Origin of the sequence: Cupriavidus sp. H39 (assembly GCF_050271075.1) — a bacterium.
Taxonomy (GTDB): Bacteria; Pseudomonadota; Gammaproteobacteria; order Burkholderiales; family Burkholderiaceae; genus Cupriavidus; species Cupriavidus necator_B.
Genome location: NZ_CP189846.1, coordinates 1,949,746 through 1,972,622, shown reverse-complemented (window position 1 = coordinate 1,972,622; position 22,877 = coordinate 1,949,746). Strand labels below are relative to the sequence as shown.

The 22,877-nt window shown below is 67.3% G+C and carries 22 protein-coding genes and 1 riboswitch; of the genes, 13 read left to right on the top strand and 9 right to left on the bottom strand.

Annotated elements, in window-relative coordinates; all coding sequences use genetic code 11:
* Genes ACOCMH_RS09365 through ACOCMH_RS09355 form a run of 3 tightly spaced genes read left to right on the top strand, consistent with a single transcriptional unit; the run spans position 1 to position 2,914 of the window.
* Positions 1-1,269: an amino acid deaminase gene (locus tag ACOCMH_RS09365; protein ID WP_427306714.1), complete on the top strand. Its 1,269-nt coding sequence runs from the start codon at positions 1-3 to the stop codon at positions 1,267-1,269.
* Positions 1,270-1,282: 13 nt separating this feature from the next.
* Positions 1,283-2,218, top strand: coding sequence for a sugar kinase (locus ACOCMH_RS09360; protein WP_427306713.1), 936 nt, complete (start codon positions 1,283-1,285; stop codon positions 2,216-2,218).
* 51 nt (positions 2,219-2,269) lie between these two features.
* On the top strand, positions 2,270-2,914 hold the full coding sequence (locus tag ACOCMH_RS09355) for a bifunctional 4-hydroxy-2-oxoglutarate aldolase/2-dehydro-3-deoxy-phosphogluconate aldolase (RefSeq protein ID WP_427306712.1): 645 nt from the start codon (positions 2,270-2,272) through the stop codon (positions 2,912-2,914).
* An 84-nt stretch (positions 2,915-2,998) separates the two neighbouring features.
* Here ACOCMH_RS09355 and ACOCMH_RS09350 read toward each other — a convergent pair whose 3' ends face one another.
* From ACOCMH_RS09350 to ACOCMH_RS09340, 3 genes are all read right to left on the bottom strand, one after another.
* Positions 2,999-3,130, bottom strand: coding sequence for an entericidin A/B family lipoprotein (locus ACOCMH_RS09350; RefSeq protein ID WP_010814145.1), 132 nt, complete (start codon positions 3,128-3,130; stop codon positions 2,999-3,001).
* Positions 3,131-3,274: 144 nt separating this feature from the next.
* Complete coding sequence (locus ACOCMH_RS09345) at positions 3,275-4,591, bottom strand: EAL domain-containing protein (RefSeq protein ID WP_427306711.1); 1,317 nt, start codon at positions 4,589-4,591, stop codon at positions 3,275-3,277.
* 304 nt (positions 4,592-4,895) lie between these two features.
* A complete protein-coding gene (locus ACOCMH_RS09340; protein WP_427306710.1) occupies positions 4,896-6,209 on the bottom strand; it encodes a hemolysin family protein in 1,314 nt (437 codons plus the stop codon).
* Between the two features lie 192 nt (positions 6,210-6,401).
* Between ACOCMH_RS09340 and ACOCMH_RS09335 the strand changes: the two genes are divergently transcribed.
* Positions 6,402-7,295, top strand: a complete 894-nt coding sequence (locus ACOCMH_RS09335) for a helix-turn-helix domain-containing protein (protein WP_427306709.1) — start codon at positions 6,402-6,404, stop codon at positions 7,293-7,295.
* Here the strand turns inward: ACOCMH_RS09335 and ACOCMH_RS09330 are convergent.
* A complete protein-coding gene (locus ACOCMH_RS09330) occupies positions 7,270-7,899 on the bottom strand; it encodes an acyloxyacyl hydrolase (protein WP_427306708.1) in 630 nt (209 codons plus the stop codon). The two genes, ACOCMH_RS09335 and ACOCMH_RS09330, sit on opposite strands and share 26 nt — an antisense overlap.
* Positions 7,900-8,149: 250 nt before the next feature.
* Positions 8,150-8,308, top strand: a riboswitch (FMN riboswitch).
* A 169-nt stretch (positions 8,309-8,477) separates the two neighbouring features.
* Here ACOCMH_RS09330 and ribB point away from each other — a divergent pair.
* Together ribB and ACOCMH_RS09320 are read left to right on the top strand one after the other, a co-directional pair.
* The gene (gene ribB / locus ACOCMH_RS09325) at positions 8,478-9,185 is read left to right on the top strand and encodes a 3,4-dihydroxy-2-butanone-4-phosphate synthase (RefSeq protein ID WP_427306707.1); all 708 of its coding nucleotides are present in this window, start codon (positions 8,478-8,480) and stop codon (positions 9,183-9,185) included.
* Positions 9,186-9,288: 103 nt separating this feature from the next.
* Entirely contained in the window at positions 9,289-9,873 is a 585-nt protein-coding gene (locus ACOCMH_RS09320; protein ID WP_427306706.1) for a surface-adhesin E family protein, read from the top strand.
* A 36-nt stretch (positions 9,874-9,909) separates the two neighbouring features.
* On the opposite strand, the gene ACOCMH_RS09315 is transcribed toward ACOCMH_RS09320, so the two are convergent.
* Positions 9,910-10,338 (bottom strand): RT0821/Lpp0805 family surface protein, encoded by a 429-nt coding sequence (locus ACOCMH_RS09315; protein ID WP_427306705.1) that lies wholly within the window; start codon positions 10,336-10,338, stop codon positions 9,910-9,912.
* Between the two features lie 201 nt (positions 10,339-10,539).
* On the opposite strand from ACOCMH_RS09315, the gene ACOCMH_RS09310 reads away from it, so the two are divergent.
* The 3 genes from ACOCMH_RS09310 (at position 10,540) to mdoH (ending at position 15,474) form a co-directional block, all read left to right on the top strand.
* Positions 10,540-10,911 carry a hypothetical protein gene (locus ACOCMH_RS09310; RefSeq protein ID WP_427306704.1) on the top strand — a complete coding sequence of 124 codons (372 nt, stop codon included), beginning with the start codon at positions 10,540-10,542 and terminating at the stop codon, positions 10,909-10,911.
* A 367-nt stretch (positions 10,912-11,278) separates the two neighbouring features.
* Positions 11,279-12,874, top strand: a complete 1,596-nt coding sequence (locus tag ACOCMH_RS09305; protein ID WP_427306703.1) for a glucan biosynthesis protein G — start codon at positions 11,279-11,281, stop codon at positions 12,872-12,874.
* Entirely contained in the window at positions 12,847-15,474 is a 2,628-nt protein-coding gene (gene mdoH / locus ACOCMH_RS09300) for a glucans biosynthesis glucosyltransferase MdoH (RefSeq protein ID WP_427306702.1), read from the top strand. The genes ACOCMH_RS09305 and mdoH overlap by 28 nt, the downstream gene beginning before the upstream one ends.
* A gap of 66 nt (positions 15,475-15,540) precedes the next feature.
* Here mdoH and ACOCMH_RS09295 read toward each other — a convergent pair whose 3' ends face one another.
* Complete coding sequence (locus ACOCMH_RS09295; protein ID WP_427306701.1) at positions 15,541-16,128, bottom strand: hypothetical protein; 588 nt, start codon at positions 16,126-16,128, stop codon at positions 15,541-15,543.
* A 389-nt stretch (positions 16,129-16,517) separates the two neighbouring features.
* Here ACOCMH_RS09295 and ACOCMH_RS09290 point away from each other — a divergent pair, with 389 nt between their 5' ends.
* Positions 16,518-17,741, top strand: coding sequence for a Bcr/CflA family multidrug efflux MFS transporter (locus ACOCMH_RS09290; protein ID WP_427306700.1), 1,224 nt, complete (start codon positions 16,518-16,520; stop codon positions 17,739-17,741).
* 20 nt (positions 17,742-17,761) lie between these two features.
* Here the strand turns inward: ACOCMH_RS09290 and ACOCMH_RS09285 are convergent, their stop codons facing one another.
* Together ACOCMH_RS09285 and ACOCMH_RS09280 are read right to left on the bottom strand one after the other, a co-directional pair.
* Complete coding sequence (locus ACOCMH_RS09285; protein ID WP_427306699.1) at positions 17,762-18,616, bottom strand: mechanosensitive ion channel family protein; 855 nt, start codon at positions 18,614-18,616, stop codon at positions 17,762-17,764.
* Positions 18,617-18,833: 217 nt separating this feature from the next.
* On the bottom strand, positions 18,834-20,036 hold the full coding sequence (locus ACOCMH_RS09280; RefSeq protein ID WP_427306698.1) for an ammonium transporter: 1,203 nt from the start codon (positions 20,034-20,036) through the stop codon (positions 18,834-18,836).
* A gap of 498 nt (positions 20,037-20,534) precedes the next feature.
* Here ACOCMH_RS09280 and ACOCMH_RS09275 point away from each other — a divergent pair, with 498 nt between their 5' ends.
* The 3 genes from ACOCMH_RS09275 (at position 20,535) to ACOCMH_RS09265 (ending at position 21,979) form a co-directional block, all read left to right on the top strand.
* Positions 20,535-20,816, top strand: coding sequence for an HU family DNA-binding protein (locus ACOCMH_RS09275; RefSeq protein WP_010814166.1), 282 nt, complete (start codon positions 20,535-20,537; stop codon positions 20,814-20,816).
* Between the two features lie 170 nt (positions 20,817-20,986).
* Positions 20,987-21,472 carry an acyl-CoA thioesterase gene (locus ACOCMH_RS09270; RefSeq protein ID WP_427306697.1) on the top strand — a complete coding sequence of 162 codons (486 nt, stop codon included), beginning with the start codon at positions 20,987-20,989 and terminating at the stop codon, positions 21,470-21,472.
* Positions 21,473-21,496: 24 nt separating this feature from the next.
* Complete coding sequence (locus ACOCMH_RS09265; RefSeq protein WP_427306696.1) at positions 21,497-21,979, top strand: CreA family protein; 483 nt, start codon at positions 21,497-21,499, stop codon at positions 21,977-21,979.
* A gap of 32 nt (positions 21,980-22,011) precedes the next feature.
* On the opposite strand, the gene ACOCMH_RS09260 is transcribed toward ACOCMH_RS09265, so the two are convergent.
* Positions 22,012-22,854 carry an acid phosphatase gene (locus ACOCMH_RS09260; RefSeq protein WP_427306695.1) on the bottom strand — a complete coding sequence of 281 codons (843 nt, stop codon included), beginning with the start codon at positions 22,852-22,854 and terminating at the stop codon, positions 22,012-22,014.
* Between the last annotated feature and the right edge of the window lie 23 nt (positions 22,855-22,877).

Genomic DNA, 22,877 nt, shown 5'->3' with positions numbered 1-22,877 from the left:
ATGCGTGAAATAAAGTATCAGGCTGGCGTGATCGATCCGCTCAACAAGGCGCTGGGCCGGATGGAGGCCCCCATGGCCCCGGACGCGGCGGGCCAGACCGGCTGGAACCTGCTGCGGGAAGAACTGAGCCTGCCGGCCGCGGTACTGTATGAAGACCGTCTCGCGCACAACCTGGAATGGATGCGCCGCTTCATGGACGAATACGGCGTGCGGCTGGCGCCGCATGGCAAGACCACCATGGCGCCCAAGCTGTTTGCCCGGCAACTGGGTGCCGGGGCGTGGGGCATCACCCTGGCCACCGCGCACCAGACCGCTGCCGCGCATGCGCACGGCGTCAAGCGGGTGCTGATGGCCAACCAGCTGGTCGGCCGCCGCAACATGGAGATCATCGCGGACCTGCTGCGCGATCCGGACTTTGAATTCTTCGCGCTGGTGGATTCGGCGGCGCTGGTCGACCAGCTCGGCAAGTTCTTCCAGCAGCGTGGACAGACGCTGCAGGTGCTGCTTGAACTCGGTGTCGAAGGCGGGCGTACCGGCGTACGCGACGACGCGCAGCAGCAGGCGGTGCTCGACGCGCTGGCGCGCTGGCCCGAGGCGCTGTCGCTGGCCGGCGTGGAAATCTACGAAGGTGTGCTCAAGGAAGAAGCCGATATCCGCAAGTTCCTGCAGCGCACCGTGGCGGTGACGCGGCAGCTGGCTGGCGAGGGCCGCTTCGGCCGCAGCCCGGTGGTGATGTCGGGCGCGGGCTCGGCGTGGTACGACGTGGTGGCCGAGGAATTCGCGCGCACCGACATCGGTGCGCCGCTCGATATCGTGCTGCGCCCCGGTTGCTACCTGACCCACGACGTGGGCATCTATCGCGCCGCGCAGCAGCGCATCCTGGCGAGCAATCCGGTCGCGCAGAAGATGCGCGAGGGACTGCTGCCGGCCTTGCAGCTGTGGGCGTATGTGCAGTCGATCCCGGAGCCCGACCGCGTCATCATCGGCATGGGCAAGCGCGATGCCGCCTTCGACGCCGGCATGCCGATCCCGGCGCGCCTTTACCGCCCCGGTGCCGAGGCGCCGGTGGACGTGCCCGCGCATTGGGAAGTCACCGGCATGATGGACCAGCACGCCTACCTGCAGGTCCGGCCGGGCGACGACATCCAGGTCGGCGACATGATCGCCTTCGATATCTCGCACCCGTGCCTGACCTTCGACAAGTGGCGCCATATCCCGGTGCTGGATCGCGACATGCGCGTGATCGACATCGTGCAAACTTTCTTCTGAGGCAAGCGGCCCCATGAGCATCGACATCCTGGCCTACGGCGAGCCGCTGGTTGAATTCAACCAGCAGCCGGACGATCCGTCGCGCTACCTGCAGGGCTTTGGCGGCGATACCTCCAACTTCTGCATTGCCGCTGCGCGCCAGGGCGCCAGTACCGGCTATATCTGCGCGGTCGGTGCCGATACCTTCGGCGAGCGCCTGCGCGCGCTGTGGACGCAGGAGCGGGTCGATACACGTCATGTGCATATCGACGCCGGGGCGCCCACCGGGGTCTACTTCGTCTCGCACGACAACCACGGTCACCGCTTCGATTACCTGCGCGAAGGCTCCGCCGCCAGCCGCTACCAGCATGAGCAATTGCCGCTTGGCGCGATCGCGTCGGCGCGCTACCTGCATCTGTCCGGCATCAGCCTGGCGATCAGCACGAGCGCGTGCGATGCCGGCCTGGACGCCATGGAGCACGCGCGCAAGGCCGGCACCAAGGTCACGCTGGACACCAACCTGCGCCTGCGCCTGTGGTCGCTGGCGCGCGCGCGCGGCATCATGCGGGAAGCGTTCCGGATGACTGACGTCTGCCTGCCCAGCTGGGACGACATTACCGTGCTGACCGGCCTGGACGACCGCGATGCCATCGCCGACTACCTGCTCGGCTGCGGCATCGGCCTGGTCGCGATGAAGCTTGGGGAAGAGGGCTCCTATGTCGCCACGCCCGAGTCCCGCACGCTGGTGCCGCCCTATCCGGTCGAGCCGGTCGATGCCACCGGCGCGGGCGATTGCTTCGGCGGCAGCTTTGTCGCGCGGCTCGCCGCGGGCGCCGATCCGTTCGAGGCGGCGCGCTATGCCAATGTGGCGGCAGCACTTTCCACCACCGGCTATGGCGCGGTGGCGCCGATTCCCGACGCGCAGACCGTGCTGGCCCGACTGGCGCAGTCGGTATCGGTAATCGCCTGAGCCGCTGCCCAAGCCTGATGTTTTCCTGAACCCACCCACCGCGAGATCGCCATGTCAAACCAGACTTCCCCGCTGCTTCAACGCCTTGCCGATGTGCCAGTCATCCCGGTGCTGGAATTCCACTCGGTCGACGAGGCCTTGCACGTCAGCGAGGCGCTGGTGAGCGGCGGCTTGCCGCTGCTGGAAATCACGCTGCGCACCCCGGTGGCGCTGGAAGCCATCCGGGCGGTCGCGGCGGCGCTGCCACAGGCATGCGTAGGCGCCGGCACGGTGCTGAACGTCGAACAACTGCACGCCGTGCGCGACGCGGGCGCCCAGTTCGCGGTCTCGCCCGGCCTGACGCCGGCGCTGGCCGAGGGCGCGCAAGATGCGGGGATCTCGCTGTTGCCAGGCGTCGCCACCGCCAGCGAGGCCATGGCGGCGCTGGAAGCCGGCTTCACTTTCCTGAAGTTCTTCCCGGCGCAGGCCGCCGGCGGGGTGCCGATGCTGAAGTCGCTGGGCGGACCGCTGCCGCAGCTGCGCTTCTGCCCGACCGGCGGCATCGATGCCGCGCTGGCGCCATCCTACCTGGCGCTGCCCAATGTGGTGTGCGTGGGCGGGTCGTGGGTGGTGCCCAAGGATGCCGTCGCCGGCGGCGACTGGGCGCGCATCCGCACGCTGGCCGAACAGGCCAGGGCACTGCGCGACAAGCGCTGAGCCCCGCGCGGTAACCAGCGCGCGACAAAGCAAAACGGCACGCCCTCGGGCGTGCCGTTTTGCTTCGATGCAGCCCTGGCCGGTTTACTTGTGGCGGTCTGCCGAGCTTTCCAGCTTCTGGCCGCCGCGCTGAATGTCCTGGCCGAGCCCCGCCATCGTGTTGCAACCCGCCAACAGAGTGGCAAACAAAACGCACCAGATCCAACCTTTCTTCACGCCGGGCTCCTTTTTTGAGGGTTCTGAATCAAGGGATTCATCAAGTTTGGGATTGCCGCAGATTTTACCGCCGCTGTGCGCGGTGTTGATAGCTGGTATGTCGCAATTTGTAAATCGTGCAACCGCGCCGCCGGCGGCCGCCGGTCAGGCTGGCGGCGCCAGCACTGCCCGGGCGCGCTGCTGGATCGCCGCATGGGTCTGCAGCAGCCATACGGCAGGGAACGGTTGCGCCAGCAGGTAGCCCTGTACGCTTTGGCAGCCCCAGGCACGCACCGCGTCCAGCTGCTGGCGGGTTTCGATGCCCTTGGCGCAGACCGAGGCGCCGGCGCGCCGCGCGGCGCGGCAGGCGTCGCGCAGGCTGTCGGCACGGCAGCGGTGCTCGCGCGCATGGCCCAGGCCCCTCGCATCCAGCGTGACGGCGTCCGGATGCAGCGCCGCCAGGGCCTCACGGCAGGCCGGGCTGTCGTCGAAATCCCCCAGCGCCAGTTGCAGCCCGCGCCGGCGCAGGGCGGCAAAACGGTCGATAAGGTCGGTGTCGGTCGGCACCGTGCTGGCCGGTAGTTCGATGCACAGGTGCGCCGGGGCGATGCCGCCTGCATCGAGCGCCTGCGCCAGGGCTTCCACCATTTGCGGGCGATGCAGTTGCGCGCTCGAGGCCAGCAGGGTGAACTGAAGCGGGGCGATGGCCTCGGCGGCACGCACCAGCGGCAGCACGCTTTCCAGCACCCAGTTGCCGATGCGGCCGACCAGTCCGAGCGCTTCGACGCCAGGCAGGAAATCCTGCGGCGCCACGCGGCCGAGCACGGGATGCTGCCAGCGCAGCCGCACCGTATAGCCGCTGACGGCGGCACCGGCAAGGTCGGCGCGCGGCTGCAGTTGCAGGCTCAGCTCGCCGCGCTCGAGCGCGGCGGGCAGCGCCGCCAGCAATGGGGCCGCGGGTGGGGACACCGGCTTGTCGGCGCGCGCGAGGCCAGCGCCGCCCTGGCGGTTGACCCGCAGCATGGCGTCGAACGCTTGCTGCAGGCTGCGCTCGGCCGGGATGTCGGCGTGGTCGTTGGCCACGCCGATGCTGCAGGACAGATGCAGCTCGAAGCCCTCCAGCGCGAACGGCCGGGACAGGTCGTCGGCCACGCGGCTGGCAACGTGGCCAGGATCCGGCACGCCTGTGGGCAGCGCGGTGATTACCACCAGATCGGCAGGCCCAGTCCAGTGCATGAAGGCGCCCGGCGGCAGCAGGCAGGCGATGCGGGCTTGCACGATGCCGCGCAGCCTGGCAGAGCGCTCCGGCCCGAGGGTTGCGCAGGCGCTGGCAAAGCGGTCCAGGCGGATCGCCAGGATAGCCGCCGGCTGCCCGGCCCCGCCGCGGCGCGCGCTCAGCGCGCACACCAGCGCGGACGGTTGCATCGCGCCACTGCCGCCCGCGGCAACGCCCTCGACGATGTCGTCGGCATCAGGATCCATGCATGGTCTTGCGGGCCGCCGGACAATGGCTTGCGGCGCACGCGTCTCCCCGTGTCTGAAATGGTTCTTCGGCAGGCCGCCGGCACGGTGCGGTCGCAGTCGTTGCCCTTCGTGCAGCCATGCGTGCCGCGGCCGGATGCGGGCCGCGCAGCCAGATCATAAGCGAAGGGAATGGAGCGGGGCGTTGCAGATTGCGCCAAAGTGATTCGGTCGCAACTGCATTTGATTTGGATCAATGCGGCGCCATCCAAAAGGAAGACGGTGTTGGCGCCGCGGAGAGGCCGGCGCTGCCAGCCTCCGGTACTCAGCCGGTGGTCTCTTCCTCAGGTCCGGCCTGCGGGGGCAGGCGCTCGGCCAGCACCTTGTCGATGCGCTTGCCGTCCATGTCGACGATCTCGAAGCGCCAGTCACCCCATTGCACCGAGTCGGCAATCTGGGGCAGGCGCCCCAGCAGCAACAGCAGCATGCCGGACAGCGTGTGGTAGCGCTCCTTTTCTTCCTCTGGGACCTGGCGCAAGCCGATGCGGTCTTTCAGCTCGGGGATCGGGATCAGCCCATCGAGCAGCCACGAGCCGTCGTCGCGCTGTACCGCCCATTGCTCGCCCGCCGCCTCGGCCTTGAATTCGCCAGTGATGGCTTCGATCAGGTCGCGCAGCGTCACCAGGCCCAGCACTTCGCCGTATTCGTCGATGACAAAGGCGATCTGCCCGCCCGAGGCGCGGAAGTTTTCCAGCAGTTCCATGCCGGTCACGCTTTCCGGCACGAACACCGCGGGCTGCACCGCGGCCTGCAGGTCGGCTTCTTCGCCGCGCAGCCGGCGCGCCAGCAACTGGCGCGCGCTGACCACGCCGATGATGTCGTGCATGCCACCGCGCACCACCGGGAAGCGCGAGTGGTCGGATTCTTCGATGCGGCGCAGGTTCTCGTCCAGCGTGGCATCCACGTCGAGGTAGACCACGTCGCCGCGGGGCACCATCAGCGATGCCAGCTGGCGGTCATCGAGCCGGAACACATTGCGCACCATGGTGTGCTCATGCTGCTCGATCACGCCCGCTTCGGAACCCTCCACCAGCAGCGCATGGATTTCTTCCTCGGTCACGCCGGGGCCGCGGTCGACCTTGGTGCCAAGCAGGCGCAGCACCAGCCGCGTGGAACTCGACAGCAACTTGACGAACGGGGTCGACGCCACCGCCAGCCAGCCGATCGGGCGCGCCACCAGCCGGGCGATCGCCTCGGGCGCCATCTGGCCCAGGCGCTTCGGCACCAGTTCGCCCAGCACGATGGAAAAATAGGTCAGCCCTGCTACCACGATCGCGGTGGCCACATAGCTGGCGGTGGTGGCCGAGATGCCGAACCCCTGCAGCCACACGCCCAGCGGCTGCGCCAGCGTCGATTCGCCGACCACGCCGTTGAGCACCCCGATCGAGGTGATGCCGATCTGCACCGTCGAGAGGAAGCGGGTGGGGTCCTCGCCCAGCTTGGCCGCCGCAATGGCGCCGCGGTCGCCGTTCTCGATCTGGCGTTGCAGCCGTGCCTTGCGCGCTGTAACAAGTGCGATCTCGGACATCGCAAACAGGCCGTTCAGCAGGATCAGCGCCAGTAATATGGCAATTTCCATCAGGGTGCGCGCCCTCTGCGCGCCGGGTGTCTGAAAAGATCAAGCATACCATTCGCCTGTTACACAACGTCGCCACTGTGATGCGCCCGACGCAAACGGGACGCTTCCCAGGCCATGGATCGAGGCCCTGGATCGTTTCGATTACCTGCCAGGTATTCGCCGCCAGGCCGCCGCCATGCTGTAATAGCCAGCATGGAAACGCTGACCCCCGCCTCCGAGGCCACTCTCGACTTCCCCGGACTGTTGCGCTACTGGCGCGGCAAGCGCGGCTACAGCCAGCTGGCGCTGTCGCTGGCCGCCGGGGTGTCGCAGCGCCACATCTCCTTCCTTGAGTCCGGGCGCGCCCGTCCCAGCCGCGAGATGGTGCTGGCGCTGGCCGAGCGCCTGGGCGTGCCGCTGCGCCAGCGCAACCGGCTGCTGCTCGCCAGCGGCTTTGCCCCTGCGTACAGCGAACACGCGCTGACCGCGCCGCCGCTGCAAATGGTGCAACAGGCGATCGCACTGATCCTGGCCAAGCAGGAGCCGTACCCGGCCGTGGTGCTGGACCGCTTCTGGAACCTGGTCGACGCCAATCCCGCCTACCGTCGCATGTTCGACACGTTGCTGGGTGGCCGCGCGCCGGCATCGCTTGCCGACGATCCGCACCGGATCAACCTGATGCTGACCGTGTTCGATCCCGACGGCCTGTGGCCCGTCATCGAGAATGCGCGCCAGGTTGGCCGTTACCTGTTGCGCCGCGTATGGCAGGAGCTGCAGGTGCAGGCGCACGACCAGACCGCGCGCGCGCTGTTCGCACGCATTGCCGACTGGCATCCGGACATGGTCGGCCCCGGCGGCGTGCTGCTGCCCGAGGATGACGGCAGCGACGGGCCGCCGCCGCCGCTGCTGCCCGTGGTGCTGCATGCGGGCGGGTTCCGTGCGTCGTTGTTCTCGACCCTGACCACGCTTGGCATTCCGCAGGACGTCACGCTGCAGGAGCTGCGCATCGAATGCTTCTTCCCGGCCGACGACGCCACGCGCATGCTGTTTGAAACGCGGGGCGGGTCGCATGATCGCGCTGTCAGAAGCGGTAGCGCAGGTAAATGACGTGGAAGGTGGTGCCAGGATTGGGCTCCTTGATGCCGCCATTGGACAGGTGCTGGATGCGGTAGCCCGCGGTAAAGTTGCGGTCCTTGCCGACCATCACGCCAAGTCCGGCGTATTCCGAGAACTGGAACGCGGTGGAGATGACGTGGTCGTCCGAGGTCCGCGTTCCGGTCAGCAGCCGCGGGCCCACCGATAGCTCAAGGAACGGCACCCACGTGTGCCGCCACCATCCGATCCGCACCACCGGCGACGCGCCAAACTCCCACAAATCGTTCGGGTTGTTGTTGCTGTCGCTGAGCCAGCGCGCAACGTTGACTTCCCACTGCAGGTCCACCTGCCAGCCCTGCGGGTTGCCCCACGCCAGGCCGGAATCCCACAGCATGGCGATCTCCGCCTTTTGCACATGATGGCTGTCGTCGAAGCCATAGCCAAGCTGGACGGCAGGCGCCGCGCGCGCGGCTGCGCTCAGGCACCCGGCCAGCGCAAGCAGCGCCGCCATGGCGGCGCGGCGCGGCTGCCGCCAGCGCCGCGCGGGTGAGGTCGTGAGGAACGGGATGCAATGCGCATGGCTGTCTTGTCTGGCTTCTTGGTCTGGTCGGCGCATGGGAAGCACGCTGAAAAGATGCTGCATTGTGGTCAGGCAGGCCACGGGAAAACTATCGCTTGCAGCCCCAGGCGCTGCCTCCTTACCCTATTTGTAGTACACCGCAAGGCACGTTGCCGAGGCCGAGCGTGGCCGGCACCGCGGCGCGGGCCGCACCAGGATACGAGCTTCGCGCGGGGCCCGTAGTGACCAGGGACAATCGTGCTAACATGCGCGGGCCGGTGCCGGCCGCTTGGCCGGCCCGGTTACGTTACGTCTTCAGGGCGGGGTGAAAGTCCCCACCGGCGGTATGCCGCGACGCGCAGCGCGTGTCCGGCGAGCCCGCGAGCGCTCGCATTCCCGTGCGAGGTCAGCAGACCTGGTGAGAGGCCAGGGCCGACGGTCATAGTCCGGATGAAAGAAGATGAACGGAGCTTGCCCGCGTGGCCTGGTGCTTGCCTGGCCCTGCGGTTTGCCGAGCCTTGCGCGCGCGCAGGGCGCGGCGGTTCGTGCGCGTGCCGGCCGTGCCGCGTGCGGGCCTTGCAGTTCCGTTGACCCTTCCCCTGGAACGCCCATCGATGCTGAACCAGGAGCGTTTCATGTCTAGCTTTTCCACCGAAGCCATTGCCCCCGCGGTGTCCGCGGATGCCACCGCCCGTGGCACGCCCGATCCCATCGCGCACGCCGATCCGCGCGCACTGGAGTTGCGCATCGAGCAGGCCCTCGAGGCCATGCGCGCAGGCCGGCCCGTGGTGCTGCTCGATGACGACGACCGCGAGAACGAGGCCGACCTGATCCTTGCCGCCGAGCGCCTGACCCACGCCAACATGGCCATGATGATCCGCGAATGCAGCGGCATCGTGTGCCTGTGCCTGCCAACGGACAAGGTGCGGCGCCTGGGCCTGCGGCCGATGGTCGAGCACAACCGCAGCCAGTACGGCACCGCCTTCACCGTGTCGATCGAGGCCCGCGAGGGCGTCAGTACCGGAGTCAGCGCGGCCGACCGGGTCACCACCATTCGCGCGGCGATTGCCGAGGGCGCGGGCGCCGATGCCGTGGTCAGCCCGGGCCATGTGTTCCCGCTGGTGGCGCGCGACGGCGGCGTGCTGGAGCGCCGCGGCCATACCGAAGGTTCAGTCGACCTGGCCCGCATGGCAGGACTGTCGCCCGCCGCGGTGCTGTGCGAGCTGATGAACCCGGATGGCACCATGGCACGGCGCGTGGAAGCGCTGGCCTTTGCGGAGATGTACCAGTTGCCGGTGCTGACCATCGAGGATCTGGTTACCTGGCGGCGCCTGCACGGCTGAAGGCAGCCCGGATGCATGGATCGAGGCGTCCCGGCACGCCGCAATGCATGCATCCTGTGCGACAATGCGGATCGCTTTTTCCCGTCTATATGAGGGTAATTCCATGATGTTCCGCATTTTTCGGCATGCAGCCGCGCTGGCTGGCTGCGTGTTCGGCCTGGCCCTGCCGCAGGCGCACGCCGATGACGGCGCCGCGCCGGCCGCCGACGCGGCGCCGGTCACCGCTGCCCGCCCGGCCGCTGCCGCTGGCCTCTACGAGTGCCAGGTCCCCGGCACCGGTACCGTGTTCCGCTCGACGCCCAGGGAAGGATGCCGCCTGGTGGCCGCACCGGACCCCGGCGCTCCCGATCCGCAGCGCTGGCTGCCGCTGATGGGCGCCAATGGCGTGATTTCGTATTTCGATCAGTCGGCAGTGCGCCGCCAGGGCACACAGGTTGGCGTGGTGGTGATGCGCAACTCGCCGTCGGGTGTGATCCGCACCGCCAGCGGCGAGCCGATCCGCTCTTCGCTCAGGCGCATGGTGCTGAACTGCGCCACATCGATGTTCGCCGTGGTCGAGCAGACGCTCTACAGCAAGCGCTTTGCGCGCGGCGACTCGCTCTATACCATCCGCGCGCCGCAGTACACCTTCCAGGTGGCCGGGCCGGGCACCATCGCCGGGGAATTGCTGCGCAAGCTCTGCCGCTGAGCCGGCGCCGCGCGGCACAGCCTGCTGCGGGCCAGCTTATTCGCCCACGTGGCGCGACTTCCATTGCCCGTTGGACTGCTTGCAGAACCAGCCGCTCCAGTGTTCTTCGGCACTGCCGCGCTTGAGATCTGACTTCAGGCGCCGGCAAGGCTGGCCCTTGTCGGTCTTGCTTTCGATCGGGGTAATGGTGCCGTCGATCTGCTGGCGCCTTGCCGCGGCAGGATAGGTCCATGCCACGGACTGACCATCGGCCGTGTCGTTCAGCGCCGTGCGCACTGACTTGGCCAGCGACGCGCCTTCCTTCTCGTTGAGCGTGCCGATGATGGTGCCGCTCAGGTAGTTGTCGAAATACGCCTGCGCCGGAGCGGCGCCGAACAGCAGCGCAGCTCCCAGCGCGCCCGCGAATGCGGCACGCAGGGCGGGGCGGGCGAGGCTGGCGTTGGGGGTGGTTTGCCGAGGCAGCATGACGGTTCCTTGTGGCTTCATGGTGGCGTTCGAGTGGCATTGTAAGCGCAATGCGGGCGGTGGACGATGATTGCCGGCGCGGCACGCCAACCGCGGCAACCGGCCTGCGGTTGACACCTGCCTGCCCCTGACCTAGCGTTGATTTCTGCCCCATCGTGCCGCCTGCGCGACGGGCGCCCCATTCCTGCGAAAGGAGATCCCATGACGCTGCGCTATCTCACAATCGGCCTGGCCGCCGCCTGTGCCTTTGGCACGCTGCACGCCCAGACCGCGGGCAAGGCCGACCAGTTCAATCCGTACACCGACGGTGCCAAGCAGGACAAATTCAATCCCTACACCGACGGTGCGAAGCAGGACAAGTTCAGCCCGTACAGCGACGGCGCAAAAAGCGATAACGTGACCTCGCTGAACCCGGGCGCCCGGCCTGATCAGATGGAGCCGGTCCAGGGCGGGGCGCAGAAGTCTTTTGACTCGTTCAGCCAGGGCGGCATGAACAGCGGCAAGTTCGATCCCTATTCCGAAGGCGCCAAGAGCGGCAAGTTTGATCCCTACAGCGAAGGCGCCAAAAAGTAACAGTGTATTAATTGGGCCGGGCGCGGTTCGGACCGGCCCGGCGAGCGGGCGTGACTGCCTACGCGCGCTGCGCTCGCCGAAACCTGGGGCGATGTGACCTCATCGTCCGGAAAGCCAGACGTGGTGCGGCTTTCGGGCTACCTCACCAACATTTTGTTTCAAACCTTGCGTGATCGAAACGTGACTTTTGCGTCTCGAGTTGCTATGGTTTATTGCGCATCGCAACAAACCGGACACGGTGCCCCGCGGGCAACTTGCCCCGCGTCAGGGCCTCGCCGCTCGGCGCCCGGCTCATCCCTTGCCGTGTCCTTCTTCGTTCAGGTCGCCGATGCCGACCGCTCCGATTCAACCGCTCACCCTGGCATACATGTCACAGATCGCCACGCCACGAATTGCCGAACCGTTTACCTTGCCCGCCGGGCCGGGTGCCCGTCGCCGCGCCGCGCGGGCCGGTGCACGGATCGCGGGCTGGTTCGGCGTGGGGGCGCTGGCGCTGTGTGCGATGGCGGCCCACGCGTTCGACTTCGACACCGTCGCGGCGCGCGCGCGCCAGCTGGCGGCGTCGCCTTACAAGGCGCCTGCGCAGAACCTGCCGCGGGAGTTGCGCGAGCTAACCTACGAGCGCTACCGCGAGATCGAATACAAGCCGGAGCGCTTCGCCTGGCGCGGCACGCGTTCGCCGTTCGAGCTGTCGTTCTTCCACGAGGGCATGGTGTTCGACCAGCCCGTGCGCATCCATGAAGTGGTCGGCAACAGCGTGCGCGAATTCCGCTTCGACCCTTCCGCGTTCAACTACGGCCCGCACAAGGTCGATGCCGCCAAGCTTAAGGGCCTGGGCTATGCCGGGTTCCGCATCCTGTATCCGCTGAACCAGGGCAAGCGCAAGGACGAGCTGGCGTCGTTCCTCGGCGCCAGCTACTTCCGCGCGCTCGGCAAGGACCAGTGGTACGGGCTCTCGGCCCGCGGCCTGGCGGTGGATACCGCGCTCAACTCGGGCGAGGAGTTCCCGCGTTTCGTTGAATACTGGATCGAACGCCCGGGCCCCAATGCCAAGGAAATCACCATCTATGCGCTGATGGATTCGCGCCGCATGAGCGGGGCGTACCGTTTCACCATCAAGCCCGGAGCAGAGACCGCGATGGAGGTCAAGTCGCGCCTCTACCTGCGCGAGAACGTGACCAAGCTTGGCCTCGCGCCGCTGACCAGCATGTACCTGTACGGCGAGAACCAGCCGTCGCCCGCGCAGGATTTCCGGCCGGAGGTGCATGACTCGGACGGCCTGTCGATCCACCTCGGCACCGGGGAATGGGTCTGGCGCCCGCTGGTCAATCCCAAGCGGCTGCTGGTGACTTCGTTCGCCGCGACCAATCCGCAGGGGTTCGGGCTGATGCAGCGCGATCGCAGCTTCAACAGCTACCAGGAGATCGGCGCATGGTACGAGCGCCGGCCAAGCGGCTGGGTGCAGCCGCGCGGCAACTGGGGCTCGGGCCGGGTGGAGCTGGTACAGATCCCGACGCCGGACGAGACCAATGACAACATCGTCGCGTACTGGGTGCCGGACAACCCGCCCAAGCCGAAGCAAGCCTTCGATTACGAGTACCGCCTGCTGTGGCAGAAGGACGGCGAACAAGAGCCGCCGCTGTCGTGGGTGACCCAGACCCGCATGGGCCAGGGCCAGACGCGCAGCAAGGAGGACACGAGCTTTTCGCTGGTGGTGGACTTCGAAGGCCCGGCCTTCCGCAGGCTGCCGGCGGACGTGCGCATCGACCCGGTGGTTTCGGCCGATGCCAACGGCGAGCTGCTGAAGACATCGGTGCAGCGCAATGACGCGACCGGTGGCTGGCGCATGACCATGCTGATGCGCCGCAAGGATGAAACCAAGCCGGTAGAGTTGCGCGGCTATCTTCGCAACGGCAATACAACCCTATCCGAGACGTGGAGCTACATCTTACCCCCCGCCTAAAGCAGCGACCGGCCCAGGCGGCGGCATGCGAGCGCTATCTCGACCGCCTGCCCGTATCGCCGGAAGCGCGCAGCGAACTGCTGGCCGATAGCCCGAGCATGGCCGCCGCCGCGGCGGCACCCGCCACGCCGCGGGCTTCCGTGGCGCCGGTGATCCCGGTCACGGCCGATGGCCGCGACGCGCAGGAGGCGATCACGCGCCTGCAGTCACGCCTGGCCGGCAAGGACACGCCGCCGGCGCACGGCAGCAGCGCCTACGCCTCGGTGGGCCGCCGCTTCGCCATGGCTTACGGCAATCCTCAGGTTGGCGGCGCGCCGCTGCTGCGGCGGCGCGAAGACGGCACCGTCAAGGCCGACACCGGCCCCGCGCCCGAGCGCAGCTCGATGGTGCCGCGCCAGTGGCCGCCGCATATCGTTACTGGCTGGCTGCGCAACACGTGGCGCCGCATGCTGGGCCGCCCGCCGGTGCCCGAGACGTGGGACACCTTGCACGACGGGCCCGACGCCGAAGGCAAATGGCATCCCGCGGGCTCGCACCGCCGCTGGGTGCTGCTGGGCCTGGTCGCGCTCCAGACCGTGCTGGCGACGTACTTCATGACCAACGTGCTGCCGTACCACGGCACGGATCCGCTCGAGATCGCCATCCTGGTGCTGTTCGCCATCCTGTTCTCATGGGTGTCGGCCGGCTTCTGGACCGCGATGATGGGCTTCCTGGTGCTGGCCAAGGGGGGCGACAAGCATTTGATCTCGCGCTCGGCGGTGCCGGACCGGCCCGACGCGCCGATAGCGCCCGAGGCCCGCACCGCGATCATCATGCCGATCTGCAATGAAGACGTGACGCGCGTCTTCGCGGGCTTGCGCGCCACCTATGAATCGCTGGCGCGCACGCCGCACCTGTCCAACTTCGACTTCATCGTGCTGTCGGACAGCGGCAATCCGGACCTGCGCACCGCCGAGCACGATGCCTGGATGGAACTGTGCCGCGCCGTCGGCGGCTTCGGCCGCATCTTTTACCGCTGGCGCCGCCACCGCGTGAAGCGCAAGACCGGCAATGTGGCCGATTTCTGCCGCCGCTGGGGCAGCAAGTACCGCTATATGGTGGTGCTCGACGCCGACAGCGTGATGAGCGGCGACTGCCTGGCCACGCTGGTGCGGCTGATGGAAGCCAACCCCGGCGCCGGCATCATCCAGACCGCGCCGCTGGCAGTGGGCCGCGAAACGCTTTATGCGCGCGTGCAGCAGTTCGCCACGCGTGTGTACGGCCCGCTGTTCACCGCCGGGCTGCACTACTGGCAACTGGGCGAGTCGCATTACTGGGGCCACAACGCCATCATCCGCGTCAGGCCGTTCATCGAACACTGCGCGCTGGCGCCGCTGCCAGGCCGCGGCCCGCTGTCGGGCGAAATCCTGTCGCACGACTTTGTCGAGGCCGCGCTGATGCGCCGCGCCGGCTGGGGCGTGTGGATTGCTTACGACCTCGAGGGCTCGTACGAGGAACTGCCGCCGAACCTGCTGGACGAGGTCAAGCGCGACCGCCGCTGGTGCCAGGGCAACCTGATGAACTTCCGGCTGTGGCTCAAGCAGGGCTTCCACGTCGTGCACCGCGCGGTGTTCCTGACCGGGATCATGGCGTACCTGTCGGCCCCGCTGTGGCTGCTGTTCCTGCTGCTGTCCACGGCGATGCTGGCCAAGCACGCGCTGGTGCCGCCGGAATACTTTACGCAGCAATACCAGCTGTTCCCGACCTGGCCCGAATGGCATCCGGAAAAGGCACTGGCGCTGTTCTCGGCCACGGCCACGCTGCTGTTCCTGCCCAAGCTCGCCAGCGTGGCGCTGCTGATGAAGCAGGCGCGGCGCTACGGCGGCGCGGTGCAGCTCTTTGCCAGCATGCTGATCGAGGTGCTGCTGTCCGCGCTGCTGGCGCCTACGCGCATGCTGTTCCATACCAAGTTCGTGATCGCGGCGTACAGCGGCTGGGGCATTTCCTGGAAATCGCCGCCGCGCGAAGATGCCGAGACCACCTGGGGCGAAGCTTTCCGCCGCCACGGCTGGCATACCGCGCTGGGGCTGGCGTGGGGCGGGCTGGTGTATTGGCTGAACCCGTCCTATGTGCTGTGGCTGCTGCCGATCGTCGGGTCGCTGGCGCTGTCGATCCCGCTGTCGGTGATGCTGTCGCGGGTGTCGCTGGGGCGCGTTTCGCGCAACGCCGGGCTGTTCATGATCCCGGAAGAAACGCTGGTGCCGCGCGAGATCGTTGAAACGCAGCAGCATGTCGAAAATGCCGCCGAAACGCCGAACTTCATCGACGCCGTGGTGGACCCGGTCACCAATGCATTGATGTGCGCGACCGCGACGCCGCGCGTGGTGCAGCCGGATTCGGCACGCAAGCGCCACGAGAGCCTGGTCGAGCATGCGCTGACGCACGGGCCGCGCGCGCTCACGCCGGCGCAGAAGCATGTGTTGCTCGGCAATCCGTTCGCGCTGGCGCGCTTGCATGAACTGGTGTGGGGCTCGCCGCTGGCCGACGCCGGCTGGAAAGACACGCGCATGCTGGTACGGCGCGCCGCCAACGTGGTGCCGCTGCGACCGCGCGCCGCATGAAGCGGGTTGCACAAGGCAAAAAAACGGCCCGCGCGAGCGGGCCGTTTTGCTTGCGGCGGTCGCCTGTCAGCGCAGCGCAGCGCTGCAGATCGGGCCGTTGATATAGACGTCGCCGATGCGGCGCTCGCCGCGGTCCTTGCGGGTCATGTAGCGAAACAACATGCTGACGCCCAGCTTGGTCAGGATCTCGACATCGCGGTTCGCACAGATATTGCGCTGCAACGGCGCGGCGTAATTCACCTCGAAACTGGCCAGGTCCAGCATCGGCCCACGGTAATTGGTCAGTTCCAGCTGGAACAACACGTGTTTGCCCGGAACCGACTGGCAGCGCCGCAGGCGGGTCTCGCCGTCGATCTCGATCGGCAGGGCGTCGTTGAGTTGCCGGCAGGCGCGCGCCAGCACGTTGTCGGGGCGGGTGGCGTTGCGCAGCAGTTCGGGCACGCCGGCGGCGCCGGTGTTCTGGCCGGTGGCCGCGCCCTTGAGCATGCGGGCCACCGGGTCGGCTTCATCAGCCGCGGGAACCAGCATCGGGACGCTGGCAGTGCGCAACTGCGCCGGCGCTGCCTTGGCCGTCAGGGGCAGCGGCAGCAGCAGCACGGCCGCGAGTGCGGCGATGCCTGGCGAAGCGAAAAGCGGCGTGTGTCGTATTCTCATGCAGGCTAATGTTGCGGGGACCTGTACTTGCCGTCCCTCTCTGCGAGGCCGACGGCGAGTCTTACGCCGACAGGCTGGCATTGTACCCTCGACCCCGTGGCGCATGAAAGTCGCGTCCCGCAAGCGTGTTCGCGCTGCGGCGTGGCAGAGGCCATGAACGCCAGCGCCTGACGCCACTATTCACCAATCCTGCGAGGTTTGCCAGCTTTGCCGGACCCGCCTTCGGCAGGGAAACTGACAGGCCGGTTTTCCTGCGCGACTGGCCGCAAGCGATCTTAGTCGCGGCCCCGCCGCATTGGTTATGTTGTGCAACAATTAGGTCTTTCCCTGCGCGGCCCGTGCGGTACGGCTGCGCAGGGCAGCGCCATCGCCGTCGGATACTGTCCTCCATGCCTCATTCCCCAAGCGCCGCCTCGACGCCGCGTTTTCCTGCCTGGCTGCTGATCTGCGGCTCGCTGATGGCGATCGCGCCGCTGTCGATCGACATGTACCTGCCGAGTTTTCCGACGCTGGCGGGCGATCTGGGCGTCGACATCGGCCAGGTCCAGCTGACCCTCGGCGCTTTCCTGGTCGGGCTCGCAATCGGACAAGCCTTCTATGGTCCCTTCAGCGACCGCTTCGGGCGCAAGCCGCCGCTCTATGTCGGGCTGTGCCTCTACGTCGTCGCCGCCGTGGGCTGCGCGCTGGCGCGCAACGTGGAATCGCTGATGCTATGGCGCTTCCTGCAGGCACTGGGGGGCTGCGCCGGCATGGTGATGGCACGGGCGGTGATCCGCGACCGGCTTGAGGCGCATGAATCGGCGCGGGCGTTTTCCTCGTTGATGCTGGTGATGGGCGTGGCGCCGATCCTGGCGCCGATCATCGGCGGTGCAGTCCTGACCGTATCGGGCTGGCGCGCCATCTTCTGGGTGCTGGCGGGGGCCGGGCTGCTGATCCTGCTGCTGGTCCACCTGCGCATGGAGGAATCGCTGGATCGCGGCCATGTGGCGCCGCTGCGGCTCGGCACCGTGGCCCGCAGCTATGCGGAACTGGTGCGCGACCGGGAGTTCCTGGGCTATTCGCTGTCGGCCGGCTTCGGCTCGGCGGGCATGTTTGCGTATATCTCGGGTTCGCCCTTCGTGCTGATCGAACTGCACGGCATCGCGCCTTCGCACTATGGGTTTGTGTTCGGTGCCAATGCGCTGGGGCTGATCACGATGTCGCAGCTCAATGCCCGGCTGGTGCGCGGGCGTTCGCTCGACCAGGTGCTGGGCGCTACGCTGCTGGCGGCCCTTGCCGCGGGGACGGTGCTGGCGGTGGCCGCACTGGCGGGGATGGCGGTGCTGCCGGTGTTGCTGGCCGGCTTCTTCGTGTTTATCGGTGCGCTGGGCTGCGTCTCGCCGAACGCATCGGCGCTGGCGCTCGCGCACCAGGGGCATCGCGCCGGCACGGCCTCGGCATTGATGGGTACCTTGCAGTTTTCGCTCGGCACGCTCGGCGGCGCCGCGGTCAGCGTGTGGCGCGACGGCAGCGCGCTGCCGCTGGGCGTGGTGATGGCGGCCTGCGGCGCCGGCGCGGTGCTGATGCGCCATTACGGGCGCTCGGGCGCAGGCGCACGCCCGGGCACCCGCTGACATCGCCGCCGCGCGCCAGTTCAGGCGGCCTGCTGCGCGGCAGCTTGCTGCGCCGCGGCCTGTTGGACCACTACCATGTGGGCCGGCATCGGCGCGGCGTAGCCGGCCTGGCCGAAGCATTCGCGAAGGATGCGGTTGGTGTCGAAATAGACTTGCCAGTAATGGTCGTTGTGGCAATAGGGCCGCACCGCCAGCACCGGGCCGACCAGCGTGAACTCCAGGATCTCGACGTCGACCGGCGGCTCGGCCAGCACGTTGGGAATTTCGGCGATGCGGGTCTTCAGCAGTGCCGACGCGTCGGCCACGTCGGTGCTGCCGGCCAGCTGCGCTTTCAGTTCCACGCGCCGGAACGCATTGGCGGTGAAGTTCTGGATGGTGTCGCTGAAGATCTTGTTGTTGCCGATCACGGTCTGGACATTGTCCGGCGTGTCCAGCGTGGTCGCGAACAGGCCGATTTCGCGCACCGTGCCGCTTATGCCCCCAATGGTGACGAAGTCGCCCACCTTGAACGGGCGCAGCACCACCAGGAAGGCGCCGGCGGCAAAGTTTGCCATCAGCCCCGACCAAGCCATGCCGATGGCCACGCCGGCGGCGGCGATCAGCGCGGCAAAGGTGGTGGTCTGGATGCCGAAGAAACCGAGGATGCCGATCACCAGCACCACATTCAGCGTCACGGTGACGATGGAGCCGACATAGCGCAGCAGCGTGGGATCGACCTTCTGCTTGCCGAGCGCGTTCTGCACCATGCGCACCACGACGTGGATCAGCCAGCGGCCAATGACCCAGAAGGCGAGGGCCGCCAGGATCTTGACGCCGAATTCGGTAGCGTAGGCGACCACCAGGGTCTTGAGGTTGTCGAAGGTAGAGGCGTCCATCGGCGTATTCCTTTCATGTGGGTGTGACGCTCAGCCGCCGACCCAACAATCCCCGAACCAGCCGGCCGCTGCGTGCGAGCCCCTGCGCGCCGTGGCGGCGCAATCCCTGGGCACGGCAATTATTGAGAGGCCGCGCCTGGAAGTGCAAGCAAATAATTGTTAAGACAAGCCGCGTTGCACGGCTCGTCGGTTTATATCGGAAATGCGCTGGCGGGTATTACCAGTTGGTTTCGCGCTCGGGGGTCGCGGAAATCCGGTGCAGCGTCAGGTCGGCGCCATTGAACTCGCCCTCGGCGTCGAGGCGGATACCCACCAGCGGCTTCAGCGTGCCATAGACCAGCGTGCCGCCGGCCAGCGCCACCACGATGCCAAGCAGGGTGCCCAGTAACTGCGCGCCGAGCGACACCCCGCCAAGGCCCCCCAGCGCCTTCGCGCCGAAGATGCCCGCGGCGATGCCGCCCCACGCGCCGCACAGCCCGTGCAGCGGCCACACGCCAAGCACATCGTCGATATGCCACTTGTTTTGCGCCAGCGTGAACATATAGACGAACAGCGCCCCCGCCACGGCACCGGTGACCAGTGCGCCAAGCGGATGCATCAGGTCTGAGCCTGCGCATACCGCCACCAGGCCGGCCAGCGGCCCGTTGTAGACAAAGCCCGGATCGTTGCGTCCGGCCATCCAGGCGGCCAGCGTGCCGCCGGCCATCGCCATCAGCGAATTGATCGCCACCAGGCCGCTGATCTTGTCGACGGTCTGCGCGCTCATCACATTGAAGCCAAACCAGCCCACCGCAAGAATCCAGGCGCCCAGCGCCAGAAACGGGATGTTCGAGGGCGGATGCGCGCTGATGCGGCCGTCCTTCTGGTAGCGGCCGCGGCGCGCGCCCAGCAGCAGCACCGCGGGCAGCGCAATCCAGCCGCCCAGCGCATGCACCACCACCGAACCGGCAAAGTCGTGGAAGGGCGCGCCGGCAACACGCGTCAGCCAGTCCTGCACGCCGTAGCGCTGGTTCCACATCATGCCTTCAAAAAACGGGTAGACAAAACCCACCAGCACGAACGTGGCGACCAGTTGCGGGTTGAAGCGCGAGCGTTCGGCAATACCGCCGGAGATAATCGCAGGAATGGCGGCGGCAAAAGTCGCCAGGAAAAAGAACCTGACCAGTTCGTAACCATTTTTCTGGGCCAGCGTTTCGGCGCCGGAAAAAAACTGCACCCCATATGCAATGGTGTAGCCGATAAAGAAATAGGCGATGGTGGAGACGGCGAAATCCACCAGAATCTTTACCAGCGCATTGACCTGGTTTTTCTTGCGTACCGTGCCAAGTTCAAGGAACGCAAAGCCGGCGTGCATGGCCAGCACCATGATGGCGCCAAGCAGGATAAAGAGCGCGTCGGTGCCGGTCTTCCAGTTGTCCATAAGTGACCTCATGCTCAAAATGGGCGCATCAGTATGCAAAAAGCGTTCCAGTGATGGCTGCATCCTGGTGCCGCTTGCACCGTGCCGGGTAAAAAGCCGCACCGGCATGCCGCACACAGTCGATCTCGTGCAGCACGGTGGCCATGGGCCCGCCGTCAGCGGCGGACCCGCGCTGCGCCAGCATGGAGCGAAAGGGCGCATCGGGCGACCCGTTGTGGTGCATCGCCCCATTTCGGGGAATCTGTCCTATGCTGCGTAGTTTTCGCGGGCACGATTCCGAACTGCCGCTCGAGCCTGGCATAAAGGGGCGCCTGGCAAGCGCGAACAGCAGGGGAAATTGCCCGCTAACCGGCCTCAAGCAAGGATTTGCGGGTTTTTTTGTCGCATTGGTGCCACTGGGGATTGCTCAACGCGCGACGGGCAGATTAGACTGCGCCGATCGATGGCCTGCCGCGAGGCACGCACATCGGTGACGACGACCAACAAGGGAAATCAGCCATGAATAAAGGTGAACTGGTATCGGCCATCGCCGCGGAAGCAGAATTGAGCAATGCCGCCGCCGAGCGTGCGCTCAACGCAGCGCTGGACAGTATCAAGAAGGCAGTGGCAAAGGGCGATTCTGTAACGCTGGTGGGTTTTGGCAGCTTCAGTGCCGGCAAGCGCGCTGCCCGCACCGGCCGCAATCCGCGCACCGGCGAAACCATCAAGATTCCGGCCGCCAAGACGGTCAAGTTCTCGGCCGGCCAGGGTTTCAAGGACGCCGTGAACAAGAAAAAGTAAGCAGTTTGCGTCCATAGCGAAAGAAGCGGCCTGGCAGGCCGCTTTTTTTGTGCCCCGGGGCCGGGGGCCGCGCTGCGGCATGCCCGCCGGCAACGGCGCGGCGATCCGGGTTAAACTGCCGGCGCCCGCATGCCGGCAATCCCGCCCCCGCAATCTTCGTATCCCGCATCATGAATGACCTGTCCCACCAGCTTTCCATGACCGTGCTGATGACGCCGGACATGGCCAACTTTTCCGGCAACGTCCACGGCGGCACCATCCTCAAGTACCTGGACATGGTGGCGTATGCGTGCGCCAGCCGCTATGCCGGCCGCTACGTGGTCACGCTGTCGGTAGACCAGGTGGTGTTCCGCCAGCCCATCCACGTGGGCGAGCTGGTGACCTTCCTGGCATCGGTCAACTTCACCGGCCGCAGCTCGATGGAGATCGGCATCAAGGTGGTCACCGAGAACATCCGCAGCAAGCTGGTGCGCCATACCAACAGCTGCTATTTCACCATGGTGGCGGTGGACGACAACGGCACCCCCGCCGAGGTGCCGCCGCTGGAGCCGCGCGACGAGGTCGAACGCCAGCGCTTTGCCGCCGCGCAGCAGCGCCGCGCGCTGCGCCAGGAAATGGAAAAGCGCCACGGCGACATCAAGTCGTCCGTGAACTGAGTGCCAATGCCTCGCGATACCGCCATGAAGCGCAACCACCTATTCGTCCGCACCCTGCTGGCCGCCGCCTGCGTGACCGCCGCTGCGGCTGCCAGTGCCGAGGAGATCGGCAGCGTCAGCACCAATTTCCGCATGACCGGATCCGACAAGGTCGTGATCGAAGCCTATGACGATCCCCAGGTGGACGGCATTACCTGCTACGTGTCGCGCGCCCGCACCGGTGGCATCAAGGGCCAGCTGGGCATGGCGGAGGACCCGCCCGAGGCCTCGATCGCGTGCCGGCAGGTGGGCCCGATCGGCTTCAAGGGACCGATCAGGCAGCAGGACAATGTCTTCTCCGAGCGCATGTCGATCCTGTTCAAGGCGCTGCACGTGGTGCGCGCCGTCGACCGCAAGCGCAATACGCTGGTCTACCTGACGTATTCGGATCGCATCGTCAGCGGCAGCCCGCAGAATAGCGTGACCGCCGTACCGGTGCCGGCCGGCACGGTGATTCCGGTGAAATAACCGCGCCGGCGGCTTGTGCCGTTGTGCTGGGCTCAGGGCGCCAGCGCTGCGCTTTCCGCCTGGCAGTCGCGCGATGGCCGCACGCCCGCCGCGCGCGCGGCAGCCACTTCGCCGCGGGCCCGTTCCAGGTCGGCGCGGAAGGTCGGGTCGGCATGCAGCCGCGCCACCGTTGCTGCCGCCATGGTGCGACCCGCATTGACATCGCTCTGCCAGTGCACATTGCAAACCACGCGGCTCTGCCCGAAGGCACGGCCGCGCGCCAGTAACTCATTGGCGCGGGCCGGCTCGATCTCGGTCAGGATCAGCGCCCAGGCCCAGCCGATGGCGCTGTGGCCGGACGGGTAGGAGCCATCTTTCTCCAGCTTGGCGGCCTCGGCCTGCGTGCACATCTGGGTCTTGGTGGCAACGAAGGGGCGGGTCCGCTTGTAATGGTCCTTGGCCTTGTACGTGGACAGGCCGGCGTCGACCAGGCTGCGGCGCAGCAGGATGTTCAGGTAAGGGGTGTCTTTCTCGCTGACGGGCACGCCCAGCGCGCAGGAAAAGGCGCTGGCCGCCTGGGGGAAGGTCAGCACGGCATCTTCGGCAGCCAGTTGCCAGCGTGGCGAACCACGCAGCGAACCGGCCTGGCGCGCGGACTCTTCATCCAGCGCCAGCGCGGCCGACCCCTGCGCCGGCGGCGCGGACAGCAGCTTCAGGCTGTCGGGGCGCGCATCGGCGGCGAGGTAGCCGGCCGGCACGCCGGGACGCAACTCCGGCACCGCGGACAGGTTGGTGCCACCGGCGGCGCAGCCGGCCAGCAGCGCGGCCAGTGCTGCCGCGCCAAGGGCCCGCACGGCGTTAAACAGCAAGGGATCCGGCTTGGCTTGGTCGGTCAATTTTTGCTTCCTTGTTGGTGGGT